This is a genomic window from Streptomyces sp. NBC_00691 (assembly GCF_036226665.1).
Lineage (GTDB): Bacteria > Actinomycetota > Actinomycetes > Streptomycetales > Streptomycetaceae > Streptomyces.
In genome coordinates this window covers 5,414,253-5,430,101 of sequence record NZ_CP109007.1, presented here as the reverse complement: position 1 = coordinate 5,430,101, position 15,849 = coordinate 5,414,253, and the positions used below count along the sequence as shown (strand labels likewise).

The 15,849-nt window shown below is 73.9% G+C and carries 16 protein-coding genes; 13 read left to right on the top strand and 3 right to left on the bottom strand.

What is annotated here, in order from left to right:
- Positions 1–227: 227 nt before the first annotated feature.
- Positions 228–1,019: a hypothetical protein gene (locus OG392_RS24760; protein WP_329283002.1), complete on the top strand. Its 792-nt coding sequence runs from the start codon at positions 228–230 to the stop codon at positions 1,017–1,019.
- Between the two features lie 51 nt (positions 1,020–1,070).
- On the opposite strand, the gene OG392_RS24755 is transcribed toward OG392_RS24760, so the two are convergent.
- Complete coding sequence (locus OG392_RS24755; protein ID WP_329283000.1) at positions 1,071–1,580, bottom strand: MarR family winged helix-turn-helix transcriptional regulator; 510 nt, start codon at positions 1,578–1,580, stop codon at positions 1,071–1,073.
- Between the two features lie 266 nt (positions 1,581–1,846).
- Between OG392_RS24755 and OG392_RS24750 the strand changes: the two genes are divergently transcribed.
- Complete coding sequence (locus OG392_RS24750; protein ID WP_329282998.1) at positions 1,847–2,677, top strand: lysozyme; 831 nt, start codon at positions 1,847–1,849, stop codon at positions 2,675–2,677.
- A gap of 188 nt (positions 2,678–2,865) precedes the next feature.
- Positions 2,866–3,750, top strand: coding sequence for a lytic polysaccharide monooxygenase auxiliary activity family 9 protein (locus OG392_RS24745; protein ID WP_329282996.1), 885 nt, complete (start codon positions 2,866–2,868; stop codon positions 3,748–3,750).
- A 113-nt stretch (positions 3,751–3,863) separates the two neighbouring features.
- Here OG392_RS24745 and OG392_RS24740 read toward each other — a convergent pair whose 3' ends face one another.
- On the bottom strand, positions 3,864–4,475 hold the full coding sequence (locus OG392_RS24740) for a DUF4240 domain-containing protein (protein ID WP_329282994.1): 612 nt from the start codon (positions 4,473–4,475) through the stop codon (positions 3,864–3,866).
- A 130-nt stretch (positions 4,476–4,605) separates the two neighbouring features.
- Positions 4,606–7,029 (bottom strand): endopeptidase La, encoded by a 2,424-nt coding sequence (lon, locus tag OG392_RS24735; RefSeq protein ID WP_329282992.1) that lies wholly within the window; start codon positions 7,027–7,029, stop codon positions 4,606–4,608.
- A gap of 130 nt (positions 7,030–7,159) precedes the next feature.
- Here lon and OG392_RS24730 point away from each other — a divergent pair, with 130 nt between their 5' ends.
- The 10 genes from OG392_RS24730 (at position 7,160) to OG392_RS24685 (ending at position 15,840) form a co-directional block, all read left to right on the top strand.
- On the top strand, positions 7,160–7,813 hold the full coding sequence (locus OG392_RS24730; protein ID WP_329282989.1) for a GNAT family N-acetyltransferase: 654 nt from the start codon (positions 7,160–7,162) through the stop codon (positions 7,811–7,813).
- 193 nt (positions 7,814–8,006) lie between these two features.
- A complete protein-coding gene (locus OG392_RS24725; protein ID WP_329282986.1) occupies positions 8,007–8,597 on the top strand; it encodes a hypothetical protein in 591 nt (196 codons plus the stop codon).
- 43 nt (positions 8,598–8,640) lie between these two features.
- Positions 8,641–9,273, top strand: coding sequence for an RNA polymerase sigma factor (locus OG392_RS24720; protein WP_329282984.1), 633 nt, complete (start codon positions 8,641–8,643; stop codon positions 9,271–9,273).
- Positions 9,270–10,313: a zf-HC2 domain-containing protein gene (locus tag OG392_RS24715; protein ID WP_329282982.1), complete on the top strand. Its 1,044-nt coding sequence runs from the start codon at positions 9,270–9,272 to the stop codon at positions 10,311–10,313. The genes OG392_RS24720 and OG392_RS24715 overlap by 4 nt, the downstream gene beginning before the upstream one ends.
- On the top strand, positions 10,310–11,152 hold the full coding sequence (locus OG392_RS24710) for an ABC transporter ATP-binding protein (RefSeq protein WP_329282980.1): 843 nt from the start codon (positions 10,310–10,312) through the stop codon (positions 11,150–11,152). The genes OG392_RS24715 and OG392_RS24710 overlap by 4 nt, the downstream gene beginning before the upstream one ends.
- Positions 11,149–12,477: a hypothetical protein gene (locus OG392_RS24705; protein ID WP_329282978.1), complete on the top strand. Its 1,329-nt coding sequence runs from the start codon at positions 11,149–11,151 to the stop codon at positions 12,475–12,477. The genes OG392_RS24710 and OG392_RS24705 overlap by 4 nt, the downstream gene beginning before the upstream one ends.
- Positions 12,474–13,085: a hypothetical protein gene (locus OG392_RS24700; protein WP_329282976.1), complete on the top strand. Its 612-nt coding sequence runs from the start codon at positions 12,474–12,476 to the stop codon at positions 13,083–13,085. Before OG392_RS24705 ends, OG392_RS24700 begins: the two co-directional genes overlap by 4 nt.
- A gap of 321 nt (positions 13,086–13,406) precedes the next feature.
- Positions 13,407–14,828, top strand: a complete 1,422-nt coding sequence (locus OG392_RS24695) for an MFS transporter (protein ID WP_329287436.1) — start codon at positions 13,407–13,409, stop codon at positions 14,826–14,828.
- 101 nt (positions 14,829–14,929) lie between these two features.
- Positions 14,930–15,064 (top strand): hypothetical protein, encoded by a 135-nt coding sequence (locus tag OG392_RS24690; protein WP_329282974.1) that lies wholly within the window; start codon positions 14,930–14,932, stop codon positions 15,062–15,064.
- 104 nt (positions 15,065–15,168) lie between these two features.
- Positions 15,169–15,840, top strand: coding sequence for a spermidine synthase (locus tag OG392_RS24685; protein ID WP_329282973.1), 672 nt, complete (start codon positions 15,169–15,171; stop codon positions 15,838–15,840).
- The last annotated feature ends 9 nt before the right edge of the window (positions 15,841–15,849 follow it).

Here is a 15,849-nt window from a genome sequence, read left to right as displayed (position 1 = left end):
ATGAGTTGGCGAACAACTTCTCCGGGCGGCCGGAGGAGGCCCCGAAGGGCCCCCGGTTGGATCTTCCGCGCGGGCTTTGGCAGGATGCCCGCCCGCAGCTCCGCGAAGCCTGCCGCTCCGGCTCCCCAGGGACCTCCGCCGGGTTGGTACAGGCCATTTCCGCACGTTTGCAGGTCCGGTGAAGACGTACGCCGGGAACGGGCGCCGGTCCGGGCACACTGGTCGTCATGCGCAGCGACGTCGCCACCCTCCCCGGCAGCCCCGAACGCCCCAACGAGGACTGGGTGGCCGCCGCCCTGCCCGCCTCGGGCGGCGGGGGAACCGTCGTCCTCCTCGACGGCGTCACGCCGCCGGCCGGTGATGTCGGTTGTGTGCACACGGTGCCGTGGTTCACCGCGCGTCTCGGCGGGGCTTTGACCGAACTGTCCGCTTCCCGCCGGGACATGCCCTTGCCCGGGATCCTGGCGCTGGCAATCCGGCGCACCGCGGACGCCCATCGGGGCACCTGTGACCTTTCTCACGTCCGTACGCCGCAGGCGACCGTCGTGCTCGCGCGCTGGGACGAGACCTCGGTCGAACACCTCGTCCTCTCCGACTCCGCGCTCCTCCTGGAGTCCCCCGACGGGGTCGTGCGGGCCGTGCTGGACGACCGGCTCGACCGCGTCCCCGAGGAGGTCCTGCGCTCGCACGCGGCGACGGACCGGCTGCGGAACCAGGAGGGCGGCTTCTTCACGGCGGCGGCCGACCCGGCGGTCGCCGGCCGGGCGGTGACGGGGACGACTCCGCGCGCGGAGGTGCGGGCCCTGGCGGCTCTCACGGACGGGGCCGGCCGCTGGGTGGAGCTCTTCGCCGAGGGCGACTGGGCGGACTGCTTCGGCGTGCTGCGGGAGGAGGGCGCGCTCGGGCTGCTCCACCGCGTGCGCGCCCGGGAGACGGCGGACGAGGCGGCCGGCGGGACGCGCCGCTGGAAGCTCCACGACGACGCGACGGCGGTCCTGGTGGAACTGGCGGTCGGCTGAACGACGGCCTGCCGGGCGTCCGTCCGTGGAGCGTCGACGACCTCCGGGGGCTCAGCCCTCGGATCTGACGTTGAAGTGGTTCAGGAGCCGGGCCAGTTCGGCGACCTCGGCGCGGTCCCAGTCGGCGAGCTTGCGGACGTACCGCTCGCGCCGTGCGTCCCGGACGTGGCGGAAGCGGTCCCGGCCCTCCTCGGTGAGCCGGACCAGGGAGGCGCGCCCGTCCGCGGGGTCGGGGTCGCGGGCGACGAGCCCGAGGTCCTCCAGGGCCCGGAGCTGGCGGCTCATGGTCGCCTTGCCGACGCCGAAGTACCCGGCGAGTTCGGTGGCCCGCTGGGGGCCCGCGTCGTCGAGCCGTACGAACAGGCCGTAGGCGGCGGGCTCCAGTTCGGGGTGGACCTCGCGGGCCATCTCGCCGGACTGGGCGCGGGCGCGGCGGAGGAAGACCGCGAGTTCGCGTTCGAGCGCGAGGAACTCCCGGTCGACGCCGCCGGACGGGGCGTGGGCTTCGCCGCCGGGGGCCGACGGGAGCCCGCCTTCATGTCCCGTACCGCTTCCGTGCACGTCAGCACCTCTCACACGTTCTCCGGCGACCCGCCGACGGCTTTCCCGCCGCTGAAAGTTTCTTTCGGCCGAGGCCATCGCCGCAGCTCTTCCAGTATTTCGCAGGCGTAGACCAACGGCGGTATCCGGGACCCCTTCCATGGGCCGGGTCTACGTGCGTAGCGTCGTCCACGACACCCCGGCTGACATGTCCACACCATGACTTGCCGACCGGTGTCCAGGACCTTCGACATCGCTCCCCCCACCGATCCTTTCGGAGGCACGCAATGCGTGTGCACAGATCCGGAACGACCCTCGCCGGCGCCGCGCTCGCGGCCCTGACCCTCCTCGTCCCCCTCGCCGCGTCCGCCGGAGCCGCCCCGGCCCCCGGCGCCGGAGGGGCGCCCCCGCGCGGCTCCGCCAGCATGGGCATGGGCGTCCTCGCCCACGACGGGCGCGGCAGCGCCCCCGGCGGCACCTCCGCCCTGGCCGTCCAGACCGAAGGCGTGGACGTCTCCAGCCACCAGGGCAACGTCGCCTGGTCCACCCTGTGGAACAGCGGCGTCAAGTGGGCCTACGTCAAGGCGACGGAGGGCACCTACTACAAGAACACCTCCTTCAACCAGCAGTACACCGGCTCGTACAACGTCGGCATGATCCGGGGCACGTACCACTTCGCGACCCCCGACACGACGACGGGCGCGGCCCAGGCCGACTACTTCGTCAACAACGGCGGGGGCTGGTCGAAGGACGGCAGGACGCTGCCGGGCGTGCTCGACATCGAGTGGAACCCGTACGGCGCGAGCTGCTACGGCAAGACCCAGGCCGGGATGGTGGCCTGGATCCGCGACTTCGTGGACCGGTACCGGGCCAGGACCGGCCGGGACGCCGTCATCTACACGGCGACCAGCTGGTGGACGCAGTGCACCGGCAACTCCGCCGCCTTCGCCTCGACCAACCCGCTGTGGATCGCGCGGTACGCCGCCTCGGTGGGCGAACTCCCCGCCGGCTGGCAGTACTACACGATGTGGCAGTACACCTCCTCCGGCCCGACGGTCGGCGACCACAACCACTTCAACGGCGACCTCTCGCGCGTGCAGGCGCTCGCCAACGGCTGACGTCCCCGCGCGTACGGCGGCCCCCGGGTGTGCGGCACCCCGGGGGCCTTCGGCTATTCCGGCCCTCCCCCTTGCCTATTGGTATGGACCAATGCGAGGCTCTACGGCGATCGCCCGGAATTCAACTTCCGTGCGCTCAGCGCGCGTTGCTCGTCCGTCCTCCCCCACGCACGAGAGAGAGCCCCCGCATGCAGTCCTCCCGACGCACCGCCGCCGGTGTCGCCGCCCTGTCCGCCGCCGCAGCACTCGTCACCCTCACCCCCACCACCGCGAGCGCCCACGGAGCCGTCTTCAACCCCGTGAGCCGCATCGCCGCCTGTTACGCGGAGGGCCCCGAGACCCCCAAGTCACAGGTCTGCAAGGACCTCGTCGCCGACTCCGGCACCCAGCCGCTCTACGACTGGAACGAGGTCAACATCGCCAACGCCGCCGGACAGCACCAGGCCCTCATCCCGGACGGCAAGCTCTGCTCGGCGAACCGCGCGAAGTACCGGGCGCTCGACTGGGCGCGCACCGACTGGCCGGCGACGGCGGTCGCGGCGGGCGGCTTCGACTTCAAGGTCCGGGTGACGGCCGCCCACTCCGGCACCATGACCGTCTACATCACGAAGCCGGGCTTCGACCCCACGCAGCCGCTGAAGTGGTCGGACCTGGACACGACCCCGGTCGCCGTCTACAACACCACCCGTACGGCCACCGACGGCTACTACAACTTCACGGGCAACCTCCCCGCCCGCACCGGCCGCCACATCGTCTACAAGGTGTGGCAGCGCAACGACAGCCCCGAGGCCTTCTACAGCTGCTCGGACGTCACCTTCGGCGGTGCGGCCGCGCAGCCGGCCGCGGCGAAGGCCCAGGCCCCGAGCGAGGCGAAGATCGCGGCGGGCGCGTCGCTCTCCACCGTGAGCCACGCGGGCCACGGCGGCGACGAGCAGGCCCCGGCCCTCTCCGCCGAGACGGCCGAGACCCCCGCCTCGCCGCTGCCCATGGCACTGGCGGGCGCCGGCGCCCTCGCCGCCTTCGGCGCGGGCAGCCTCCTCGTGGGCCGCCGCAGGAACTCGTCGGCCTCCTAGGAGCCGTGTCCGGAGAGCGGCTTCCGTCCGGCCCGCGGGCCGGACGGGGCGCTCCGGACATGTCCCCGAGGCCGTCCAGGACCGTCCGGCTCCCGGGGCCCCTCCCGAGGGTCCTAGGAGCCGGACGTACCGAGCGGGAAGAGGGCGGTGAGCCGGGGGATCGCCACCCCCTCCGGACGAGACCCCCGGGCCTCGTCGCCCTCTTCCCACTCCCCCTCGGCGTCCCCGGGGAGCTCGTCCGCGAGCTTCTCGGCGCGCTCGTCCACGGCGTCGTCGAACTCCTCGCCGCCGTCGTCCTCCTGACCGGTCAGTTCGTCGTACGCGTCCTGCGCGACATAGTCCAGCCCCTCCCACTCCGGCCACTCGTCGTCGTCCCACTCGTCCCGGTGCCGGCCCACCAGGGCCCGGATCCCCGGCACGTCGGCCAGCGCGTCCGGGTCGGCGACGACCGAGTCGTACACCTTCCGCCCCTGCCCGACCAGCCAGAGGGTGAAGTAGTGGAAGCCGTCGTCGGTGCAGGCCCCGCTCTCGATCCGGTTCGCCGCCCGCCACACCGCGCGCGTGCCCGCGACGTCGCACGCGTCCTCGAGGCGCACCTGGAACTCCACGCTCTCGGCGGCCGGTCGCCGGAGCAGCTCCGTGCGCAGCCACTCCGTCCGCTCATCCGGGTCCCCGGTGCGGCGGCTCAACTCGTCGATGAGAGCCCAGAAGGCGTCTTCGTTCATGCGTACGAGCATGACACCCCCGGCTGACATCCGGGTGACGATTTACCTGCGAGTAATCGCACGTCCAGGGCATGACGGAGCGGGGTGCCCCGACCAGGGCACCCCGCTCCGTCGTCCGCGCCTGCGGGAGTTACGCCGCCGCCACTCCCACCGGCACCGTCGCCGGGGCCAGGGCGATCTCCAGGACCTGCCGGACGTCCGTCACCGGGTGGACCTCCAGCTTCTCCAGGATCTCGGCCGGGACGTCGTCCAGGTCGGCCTCGTTCCGCTTGGGGATCACGACCGTGGTGATGCCCGCCCGGTGCGCGGCGAGGAGCTTCTGCTTCACGCCGCCGATCGGGAGGACCCGGCCGGTGAGGGAGACCTCGCCGGTCATGGCCACGTCCGTACGGACCAGCCGACCGCTCAGCAGGGAGGCGAGGGCGGTCGTCATGGTGACGCCCGCGCTCGGACCGTCCTTGGGGACCGCGCCCGCGGGGAAGTGGATGTGCACGCCGCGGTCCTTCAGACCGGTGACGGGCAGCTCCAGTTCCGCGCCGTGCGAGCGGAGGAAGGAGAGCGCGATCTGCGCCGACTCCTTCATCACGTCGCCCAGCTGGCCGGTGAGCGTCAGCCCGGCCGCGCCGGTCTCGGGGTCGGCCAGCGACGCCTCGACGAAGAGGACGTCACCGCCCGCTCCGGTCACGGCGAGCCCGGTGGCGACACCGGGGACGGCGGTGCGCCGCTCCGCCGGATCCTGGGCCGACTCGGGCACGTGGTGCGGCCGTCCGATGAGCTCACGCAGATCGTCGGGGCTGACCGTGAACGGGAGTTCCCGGTCGCCCAGTTCGTGCTGGGCCGCGATCTTGCGGAGCAGCCGGGAGACGGCCCGCTCCAGGGTGCGTACGCCGGCCTCGCGGGTGTACTCGCCGGCCAGCCTGCGCAGGCTCGCGTCCTCCAGGACGACCTCGCCGGGCTCCAGGCCCGCGCGCTCCAGCTGCCGGGGCAGCAGGTGGTCGCGGGCGATGACGACCTTCTCGTCCTCCGTGTAGCCGTCGAGCCTGACGAGCTCCATGCGGTCGAGCAGGGCCTCCGGGATCGCTTCGAGGACGTTGGCCGTGGCCAGGAAGACGACGTCCGAGAGGTCGAGTTCGACCTCCAGGTAGTGGTCGCGGAAGGTGTGGTTCTGCGCCGGGTCGAGGACTTCGAGGAGGGCCGCCGCGGGGTCGCCGCGGAAGTCGGAGCCGACCTTGTCGATCTCGTCGAGCAGGACCACCGGGTTCATGGACCCGGCCTCCTTGATGGCGCGGACGATGCGGCCGGGCAGGGCGCCGACGTAGGTCCTGCGGTGGCCGCGGATCTCCGCCTCGTCCCGGACACCGCCGAGGGCGACCCGGACGAACTCGCGGCCCATCGCGTGCGCGACGGACTCGCCGAGCGAGGTCTTGCCGACACCGGGCGGGCCGACGAGGGCGAGGACGGCTCCGCCGCGGCGGCCGCCGACCACGCCGAGGCCGCGCTCGGCACGGCGCTTGCGCACCGCGAGGTACTCGGTGATCCGTTCCTTCACGTCGTCCAGGCCCGCGTGCTCGGCGTCGAGGACGGCGCGGGCGCCGCGGATGTCGTACCGGTCCTCGGTCCTCTCGTTCCACGGGAGTTCGAGGACGGTGTCCAGCCAGGTGCGGATCCAGGACCCCTCGGGGGACTGGTCGCTGGACCGCTCCAGCTTCTCGACCTCCTTGAGGGCCGCCTCGCGGACCTTCTCAGGCAGGTCGGCGGCCTCCACGCGGGCGCGGTAGTCGTCGGACTCGTCCGCCGCGTCCTTGCCGGACTCGCCGTTGAGGTCGCGGAGCTCCTTGCGGACGGCTTCGAGCTGGCGGCGGAGCAGGAACTCGCGCTGCTGCTTGTCGACGCCCTCCTGGACGTCCTTGGCGATGGTCTCGGCGACGTCCTGCTCGGCGAGGTGCTCGCGGAGCTGGGCGGTGGCGAGCCTGAGGCGGGCGACCGGGTCGGCGGTCTCCAGGAGCGCGACCTTCTGCTCGACGGTGAGGAAGGGCGAGTATCCGGAGTTGTCGGCGAGGGCTCCGACGCCGTCGATCTGCTGGACGCGGTCGACGACCTGCCAGGCACCGCGCTTCTTGAGCCAGCTGGTGGCGAGCGCCTTGTACTCCTTGATCAGGTCGGTGACCTGACCGGGCAGCGGTTCGGGCAGGGTCTCCTCGACGGTGCTGCCCTCGACCCAGAGGGCCGCGCCGGGTCCGGTCGTACCGGCGCCGATGCGCACGCGGCCGAGACCGCGGATCAGGGCGCCGGGGTCGCCGTCGGACAGTCGCCCGACCTGCTCGACGGTGCCCAGGACGCCGGTCCCGGCGTAGGTCCCGTCGACGCGGGGCACGAGCAGCACCCGCGGCTTGCCCGCTCCGGACCGCGCGGCGGCCTGGGCGGCCTCCACCGCGGCGCGCACGTCGTTGTCGGACAGGTCGAGCGGCACCACCATGCCGGGCAGCACGACCTCGTCGTCAAGCGGCAGTACGGGCAGAGTGAGCGGCACGGACGGCTTGGAGTCGGAAGCCATGATCTCCCCTTCGGCAGTCAAGTTGAGCTATGCCGACTCAATGCATGTGAGCCCATGAATGTTCCCGCACGCCCGTTCGCTCTGAGCGATCACCCTCCCGCAGGCCACTTTCGGCCGATGTAATGACTGCATGGATATCGCAGCTCTTACATCGGCGTGGGTGGCGGGCTGGGCCGTCTCCCGTGGCACCCCGACCGCCGTCGACGAGCCCTGGGGCCACCGGATCGAGGTGGGGCTGCCCCGGCACGTGGTACGGCATGTGCTGCCCGCCCCCGACGCGGCCACCGTCGGCGCGCTCTGCACCCGGCTGACCACCCCGTACAGCTGGCTCAAGATCATGGCGGGGCCCGAGGACGCGCGCGCGTGGATCACTGAGGGCTGGACGGTCCCCGACGACCCGGGGTTCATGATGATCAAGCCGCTGGACCCCGGCGCCCGGCCGGCCCCGCCCGAGGGGTACGCCCGGACCACCGAGGTCCGGGACGGTGTCATCCGGGTCCGCGTGCTGGCGCCCGACGGCACCCTCGCCGCCCGCGGCCAGATCGCCCCGACCGGGTCCACCGCCGTCGCCGACCAGATCGAGACCGATCCCGCGCACCGGCGGCGCGGACTCGGGGCCAACGTCATGCGCACCCTGGAGGCGGCCGCGGCGCAGGCGGGCGCCGAGACCGGGGTGCTCGCCGCGACCACGGACGGCCTCGCGCTGTACGACTCCCTCGACTGGCGCTACCAGGGACCGCTGACGGGCATCGTCCGGGACGGCGGCGGGGCCGAGGCCGGCTGACGGGCGGGGGGGGCGCGTACGGGGGCGGGGCCCGAAGCGATACGGGGGCGGGACCGGTCGGCGGTCGGTCGGCGGTCGGGGCCGGTCGGCGGAGGCGGTCGGGGCCGGTCGGCGGTCGGTCGGCGGTCGGCGGTCGGGGCCGAACCTGACCGTCCGGCTGCGCGCGGCACCCGTCACCCGGCATGCTCGGTCTATGGTGAGAGGCGTACGGGGCACGTGGTGCGGGACCCTGCTTCTGGTCGGGGTCCTGGTCGGCGGTACGAGCGGCTGCGGGGCGGACACGCCGCCCGCGCCGGGCGGGTCCCCGTCGGGGACGAGCGGACCGGCCGAGCCGGGCGCCCCGACGACGACCGCGCCCCCGGGCGCGACGGCGACCCCGGGAGCCACCACGGCGCCGGGCTCCCCCACGGCTCCCGACTCCCCCACGGCGGACCCCCGCCCCTCCGAGGTCCTTGTCCAGGTCGTCGTCAACGGCGGCCTCGCCGGTGTCCGCAACACACTGGTCGTCCACTACGACGGCTCGTGGACCAGCCGCTCCGGCACCGAGGCGCCCCGCACCGGACGTCAGACCCCCGCCGAGGCCGCCGAGCTACGGGCCGCTCTGGAGGACCCCGCGTACGCCCGGGTCCCCGAGCGGCCGACGGGCGACCCGGTCGTCGACGGCTTCCAGTACTACGTGACGTACCGCCACCGCCTCGTCGTCTCGGCCGACGGCGAGCGCCCGGCGGCGCTCCAGCGGGTCTTCTCCGCCCTCCCGGAGGGCGGCCCGCCCACGAACCCCTGAGTCCCGGAGAACCGAACCGGGGCACGCGCGCGATAGAGAAGGCGTGAGACTGTCGCACCCCGCACGGGGAGGCCCCTCCGGGGGCGACGAGGACGACACGGCGCTGCTGCGCGCGGTCGCCCGGGGGGACTCCGGGGCGCTCGCCGTGCTGTACGACCGGCACGCCGGCTGGCTGCACGCGCGCCTCGCCCGGCGCTGCCAGGACGAGGAGACCGTACGGGAGGTCCTCCAGGACACCTTCGTCACGATCTGGCGCTCGGCCGGCGGCCACCGGGGCCGCGGCGAGGCCGGCGGCTGGATCTGGGTGATCGCGGCCCGGCGCCTGGTGGACGCGCAGCGGGCCCGGGCCCGCGCGGACCGCGTCGTGGAACGGGCGGCCGAACACGCCGCCGTGCCCTCGGAGCCGTCCGCCGCCGCGTCCTCCGCCGAGGACCGGGTGCTCGCCGGACTGGAGTACGGGGAGGTGGGCGCGGCCCTCGACCGGATCTCGCCCGAACTCGCCGAGGTCCTGCGGGCGACCGTCGTCGACGGCCTGACGACCCGCGAGACCGCCCGGCTGCTCGGCATACCCGAGGGCACGGTGAAGACCCGTGCCCTGCGCGCCCGCCGCGAACTGCGCGCCGCGCTCGGGTCGGCCCAGCCCGGCGGCCCCCACGCCCTGGGAGGCACCGCATGACGACATCGCGCCCCCGCGCGGACGGCCCCGGCCTCCCCTGGCACGTCTCCGACGCCCTGGCGCGCCGGTACGCCGACGGGTCCGCCGCCGAGACCGACGCCTGGTCGCTGGAGAAGCACGTCGAGTCCTGCGGGGACTGCGCGGGCCGCGTCTCGGCCGCCGTACGGGCCGGAACGGCCGGGCCGGTGCTCGCGAGCGTCCGCGCCGAACTGCTCGCCTCCCTCGGGCCCGGCCGGGCGAAGGAGGGCGCACGGAGCCCCCGCCCGGGGACCGCCTCCGGACCCCGACCCGTGCCCGTGCCCGCACCCACCGCGTCCCCCGAACCCCGACCCGCACCCGCACACCCCCGACGCCGGTTCGCAGCCGCCGTGTCCCCCGGGCGCAGGCCCGGGCCGGCCGCGCACACCCCCACCCCCCTCGGCCGGTGGGCACGGCTCTGGTGGGCCGTCGGGCCCGCGCTCCGCGGATCCTGGGTGGTCGCCGTGCTGCTGGTCGTCGGCGGGGCCTACGGGCTCGCCCACGGAGCCGGGGTCCAGGGGGCGCGGAGTCTGCTGCTCGCGCTCTCGCCCGTCCTCCCGCTCGCCGGTGTCGCCGTCTCGTACGGACGTCACGCCGACCCGATGCACGAGATCACCGCCTCCACCCCGTCCGGCGGGCTTCGGCTCCTGCTCACCCGTACCGCCGCCGTCCTCGCCGTCTGCGTACCGCTGCTGACCGCGGGCGGTGCGCTGCTGCCGCCGGTGGCCGGTTTCCCGGGTGCCGCCGCCTGGCTGCTCCCCGGCCTGGCGCTGACCCTGGCCACGCTCGCGCTCGGCTCGTTCGTGGGCTGCCGGGCGGCGGCCGCGACGCTCGGCGGCGGGTGGCTGCTCGCCGTCGCCGGCCCGCTGCTCGGGCCCGTGGACACGGCCGCTTCGGCCACCGCGCTGGCCCCGTACTTCTCCGGCGCCGCCGCCCAGGGGGGGTGGGCCGCCGCCGCGCTGGCCTGCGCGGCCCTCCTCGCGCTGCGGCGCCGCTCCTTCGACCACCTGGAGTCCCGGTGAACGTCTCGACCGCCGTCGCGGTGAGCGGACTGACCGTCCGCCATCGCCGTACCGTCGCCCTCGACCGGCTCGACCTGTCCCTCGGTCCCGGCGTCCACGGCCTGCTCGGGCCGAACGGCGCCGGCAAGACCTCCCTCATCCGGGTCCTCGCGACCGTCGCCGCACCGTCCTCCGGCCGGGTGGAGCTGCTCGGCGGGGACGCCACCAGCCACCGTGAACGGACCGGCATCCGGCGCCGGCTCGGCTATCTGCCGCAGGACTTCGGCTACTACCCGTCCTTCACCGTGCGGGAGTTCGTGGCCTACGTCGCCTGGCTCAAGGAGGTGCCGGCCGACCGTGTCCCGGCGGCCGTGGAGCACGCGGTGACACGGGTCGGGCTCGCCGACCGCATCGACGTGCGGATGAAGACGCTGTCGGGCGGCATGGTCCGGCGCGCGGGGATCGCCCAGGCCATCGTGAACGAACCGGAGCTGCTGCTGCTCGACGAACCGACCGCCGGTCTCGATCCCGAGCAGCGGGTCGACTTCCGGTCGCTGTTGCGGGAGTTGGGCACCGAGGCGACGGTGGTGGTCTCCACGCACCTGGTGGAGGACGTGGCCGCGGCCTGCACCGGCGTCGCCCTCATCGAGTCGGGCCGCCTCGCCTTCCAGGGCTCGACGGCCGAACTCACCGCGCTCGGCGGGGAGCCCGCCGACGGGAACGACTCCACGACGCATGCCGTCGAGCGGGGCTACACGGTCGCCCTGCGTGCCCATCGCGCCACCTCGGACACCTCGGACACCTCGACCACCCCAGATACGTCGGACACCGCGGACACCGCGGAGGGAGCGCTCCGGTGACCACCACCCTCACCCCTCCCCCGCCCCGCGCCGCCGGGCGGGCCGCCCGCGGGACGAAGCCCGTTCTCATCGAGCTGCGTCGCGGGCTCGGCCCCTGGACCGGCCTCGCCGTCCTGCTCACCGTCCTCGTCACGATGTACGGCAAGGCACCCGGCTGGCAGGGCCGTTGGGCCGATGCCACGAACCTGCTGCACGTGGCCGCCGGGCTGCTCGCCGGGCCGCTCGCGCTGGCGGCGGGCTGCTGGCAGGGCGGCCGGGACCGCCGCCGCGGCACGCTGGACCTCTGGGAGTCCGCACCCCGCCCGCCGCTCCGCCGTCTGTTCGTGGCGGTCGCCCCGTCGGCGCTCTGGCCGGCCGCGGGCGTGCTCCTCGGCGACGCCGTCTGTCTCCTCGCCACCTGGCCGTACGCCTCCGGCGGCCGTCCCTTCCTCGAACTCCTCGCCGCCGACGCGGTCGCCGTCGCCGCCCTCGGCGCGTTCGGCCATGTCGTGGGGCGTACGGTCCGCTGGCGGCTGACGGCCCCGCTCCTGGGCATCGCCGGGTACGTGGCGCTGGGGGTCGGCGCGTACAGCCAGGGCCCGGCCCGCTGGCTCGGCCCCGCCACCGAGCACCGCTTCCTCTGGGACCGGCCGGTGTGGTGGTTCGGTCCGGTGTCGATGGTGTGGACGGCCGGGCTCGCGCTCACCGTCCTCCTGGCGTACGGGCTCCGCCGGGCGCGGTCGCGTCCGCTCGCGCTGGTCCCGCTGGCCGTGGCGGTCGCCGCCGCCGCCGCGATCCTGCGCCTGCCGACGGACGAGGGCCCGTGGCGCCCGGACCCCGCCCTGGCCCGCCCGCTCTGCGACGACGGGACGCCGCAGATCTGCCTCACGGCCGTGGACGCGCTCCTGCTGCCGGACGTGTCGGCGGCGCTGGCCCCGCTCAACGCGCGCCTCGAGGGGCTGCCGGGTGCCCCGGTCCGCTGGGTCGGCGGCCCGTTCGGGCCCCCTCGTCCCGGGGACGTCGCGCTGCCCGACGTGGCGGCGGACGCGGTGCGCGGCCGGCTCCCGCGCCCGGACCTGTATCTCAACTCGGCGGTGTCCTGGCTGTTCTCGGACACGTGCCGGCCGGGCGACAACACCGGTCCGAACGCGGAGCGGGCGAGCATCGTCAACCTCGCCGTCATCGAGTGGCTGGCCCCGACGCCCGAGGGCTACGGCCCCGATCCGACCGCCGCCCAGCCGTACATCGACCGGCTCCGCGCCAAGTCCCCGGCCGACCAGCGCGACTACCTGGGCCGCTATCTGGCGGCGAACACCTGTCAACCCGACGAGGTGCCGGTCCCGTGAAGCACTCCTCCCTGCTCTATCTGCGCTCCCGCGCCCTGCCCGGCGCCCTGGCCGCCCTCGTCGGAACGGCGGCGGCCGCCGCCTGGGCGGCCTGGTGGCTCCAGTCGCTGCCGGATCTCGACCACACGGCCCGACTGCCCGTCGTCGTCCTCGGCCCGCTGCTCGCGGCCGCCGCGATCGGCACCAGTCTCCACACGCCGAGCGACGAGCTGGACCGTACGGCGGTCCGGGCGTGGTGGCCCCGGCGCCTCGCCCATGTGCTGGCCCCGGCGGTCCTCGCGGTCGCGCTGCTCGCCCTGGCGGTGCCGGGGCACGCGGAGGAGTTCGGCGCGCTCGCCGCCGTACGCAACACGCTCGGTCTCGTGGGGGTGACGGCGTCCGCCGCGGCCGTCGTCGGCGCCCGGCTGAGCTGGCTGCCGCCGGCCTTCCTCGTGGGCACGGTCTATCTCGCGGCCCCCTCCGCACCGGGCGGCGATGCGCAGTGGTGGGCCTGGGTGATGCAGCCGGGCACCCAGGCGGGGGCGTGGACGGTGGCCGTCGCCGCACTCGTGACGGGGACGGGCCTGTACGCGTGGCGGGGCGCGCGACGGGTGACGGGCGAGTCCTGACCCCGCTCAGCGGGTGGCGGGCGGCGCCGGAGGACCCCGCCCGCCGGGTCGGTACCCCTGAGGTAACCGGATGACTTCCAAGTGCCTTCTTCCCCGGATCTCCGCCGTGCCGCAGGATTTCCACATCGACGCGTGGAAATCCTGCGGCACGGCTTTCTCCTTGTGCCGCACCCCTGCCGGGGCGAATTCTCACGCGGAATTCAATGGGAACACCTCGCGCCTGCCACAAGAGCGCCGCCCATTCCCACGACCATTCCTTCGCGCACAAGGAGCGATTCTGTGTCCACTCCGAAATCCCCGTCGAGAACCGGTACGGACCGTATGAGCGGGCGCGCCTGGGGCGTCCTGTTCGTGCTGTGCGGCGCGATCTTCCTCGAGGGCATCGACGTGGCCATGCTCAATGTGGCCCTGCCGTCGATCCGCGAGGACCTCGGCATGTCGACCGGCACGCTCCAGTGGGTGATGAGCGCCTACGTCCTCGGCTACGGCGGGTTCATGCTGCTGGGCGGCCGGGCCGCCGACCTGTTCGGACGGCGCCGGATGTTCGTCCTCTGGCTCGTGGTCTTCCTGCTCTTCTCCGGCCTCGGCGGGTTCGCCACCGAGGGCTGGATGCTGATCGTCGCCCGCTTCGTGACCGGTGTCGCCGCCGCGTTCATGACCCCGGCGGGCCTGTCCATCATCACCACGAGCTTCGACGAGGGCCCTCAGCGCGACAAGGCCCTGCTCGTCTACTCCGGCACGGCGGCCGGCGGCTTCTCCATCGGCCTCGTCGTGGGCGGCCTGCTGGCCGCCGTCGACTGGCGCTGGGTGTTCTTCGCGCCGGTCGTCCTCAGCCTCCTCATCCTGATCGCGGCGATCGCGCTCATCCCGAAGTCGCCGCGCCCGGACCGTACGGGCCAGGGCGTCGACCTGGCGGGCGCGGTCAGCGTCACCGGCGGCATCCTGCTGCTCGTCTTCGGCGTCGAGCGTGCCGCGCACGTCTCCGTGGCCACGACGGCCGGCACCGTCGCGGCGAGCCTGGTGCTGTTCCTGGTCTTCGTCGCCGTCGAACGCAGGGTGTCCTCACCGCTGGTGCGCCTGGGGCTCCTCCGCCGGGGTTCGCTGGTCCGTGCCAACCTGGCGGGGCTGCTCTTCGCCGCGGGCTTCTTCGGCTTCCAGTTCATCGCGGTGCTCTATCTGCAGGAGCTGCGCGGCTGGTCGGCCCTGCAGACCAGTTTCGCCCTCATCGTCATCGGGGTGGACGCGGTCCTCTCCCCCACCCTCACACCGAGGCTGGTGGCCCGGTTCGGCAACGCCCGGGTGATCTTCGGGGGGCTGCTCCTCGCCGCTCTGTCGTACGCGCTGTTCCTGCCGGTCGGCGCGGACTGGACGTACCTGGCGATGTTCCCGAGCCTGCTCGTCCTGGGTCTGGCCTTCTCCCTGGCGTACGGGCCGCTGACCATCGTCGCCACCGACGGTGTCGCCGAGGAGGAGCAGGGCGTCGCCGGCGGCCTGCTGTACACCTCCTTCCAGTTCGGCGCCGCGCTGGGCCTGTCCGCCGTGGCCGCGGTGAACATCGCGGCCACGGACGGCACCTCGCCGGCGGCGCTCCTGGACGGCTACCGGGCCGCCCTGGTCGTGCCGCTCGTCGCCGCCCTCGTGGCCGCCCTCGTCAGCGCCTTCGGCCTCCGCGGCCGGGCGGCGGCGGACGCGGGACCCGCACCCGCGGACATTCCCCTTACGGCCGAGCGCGTCGACGCGTAGGGCGGGCAGGCCCTTCCCCCGGCCCTCGACCCCTGAATGCCGAAAGGAATCGAAATGGCGACTCGCGTGGAGTCCTTCTCGGAGATCGAGGACAAGTTCACGTGTTCATCGACAGCGTCTCGACCTGGGCGGAGGACCCGGAGTACCACGTCCTGCGCATCGATCCGTGGAGGGTGCAGGTGCTCCGCGGCTCGGACCTCGGCAGCCGCATCTGGACGGACGGGGCCCGGCGCTGAACTCGGAGCGGACAGCGGGGCGCGAAACGGGTTTGTCCTCACCGAGGTCGCCCGGCGAGGATGGCGGGGGACCCACTGCCGAGCCGAGAGCGGAGCGACCGACCATGTCAGGAACCGTCACCCTGGACCGCCGCGAAGGGCCGTACGGAGAGATCGTGCTCCGCCGTCGCGACGAGCACTACGAGATCATCGCCAACGGGACCTTCCTGATGGACACCTCCGACGGGCGCTCCGAGCGGCTCCTGATCGACGCGGCGCAGGCCGCGCTGCCCGAGCGGTTCCGTACCGGCGCGTCCGTGCTCGTCGGCGGCCTCGGCGTCGGTTTCTCCCTCGCCCACGCCGCCGCCGACCCCCGCTGGAGCCGGATCACGGTCGTCGAGCGGGAGGACGCGATCATCGAATGGCACCGCCAGGGGCCCCTCGCCGCGATCTCCGGGGCCGCTCTGGCCGATCCCAGGACCGTGATCCTGCACACGGACCTGATGGACTATCTCCGGACCTCCCCCGACACCCATGACGTGCTCTGTCTGGACATCGACAACGGGCCCGACTGGACGGTCACCGAGGACAACGAATCCCTTTACTCCGCCGAGGGATTGGCGGCCTGCGCGGCACGCCTCAACCCGGGCGGAGTGCTCGCCGTTTGGTCCGCCCGGCCCTCCGCCGATTTCGAAGGGTCCTTGCGGAATGCCGGATTCAGCGGGGTACGGACGGAAGAGATCCCCGTTGCCCGGGGCGTCCCCGACGTGGTTCACCTCGGTATCCGTCCCGAGTAAGTCCTGGAT

Bases quoted from the DNA above. Each gene is read 5' to 3' on its own strand.
- OG392_RS24760 (WP_329283002.1), top strand. From the start codon at position 228: ATGCGCAGCGACGTCGCCACCCTCCCCGGCAGCCCCGAACGCCCCAAC.
- OG392_RS24750 (WP_329282998.1), top strand. From the start codon at position 1,847: ATGCGTGTGCACAGATCCGGAACGACCCTCGCCGGCGCCGCGCTCGCG.
- OG392_RS24745 (WP_329282996.1), top strand. From the start codon at position 2,866: ATGCAGTCCTCCCGACGCACCGCCGCCGGTGTCGCCGCCCTGTCCGCC.
- OG392_RS24740 (WP_329282994.1), bottom strand. From the start codon at position 4,475: ATGAACGAAGACGCCTTCTGGGCTCTCATCGACGAGTTGAGCCGCCGC.
- lon (WP_329282992.1), bottom strand. From the start codon at position 7,029: ATGGCTTCCGACTCCAAGCCGTCCGTGCCGCTCACTCTGCCCGTACTG.
- OG392_RS24730 (WP_329282989.1), top strand. From the start codon at position 7,160: ATGGATATCGCAGCTCTTACATCGGCGTGGGTGGCGGGCTGGGCCGTC.
- OG392_RS24725 (WP_329282986.1), top strand. From the start codon at position 8,007: ATGGTGAGAGGCGTACGGGGCACGTGGTGCGGGACCCTGCTTCTGGTC.
- OG392_RS24715 (WP_329282982.1), top strand. From the start codon at position 9,270: ATGACGACATCGCGCCCCCGCGCGGACGGCCCCGGCCTCCCCTGGCAC.
- OG392_RS24695 (WP_329287436.1), top strand. From the start codon at position 13,407: ATGAGCGGGCGCGCCTGGGGCGTCCTGTTCGTGCTGTGCGGCGCGATC.
- OG392_RS24685 (WP_329282973.1), top strand. From the start codon at position 15,169: ATGTCAGGAACCGTCACCCTGGACCGCCGCGAAGGGCCGTACGGAGAG.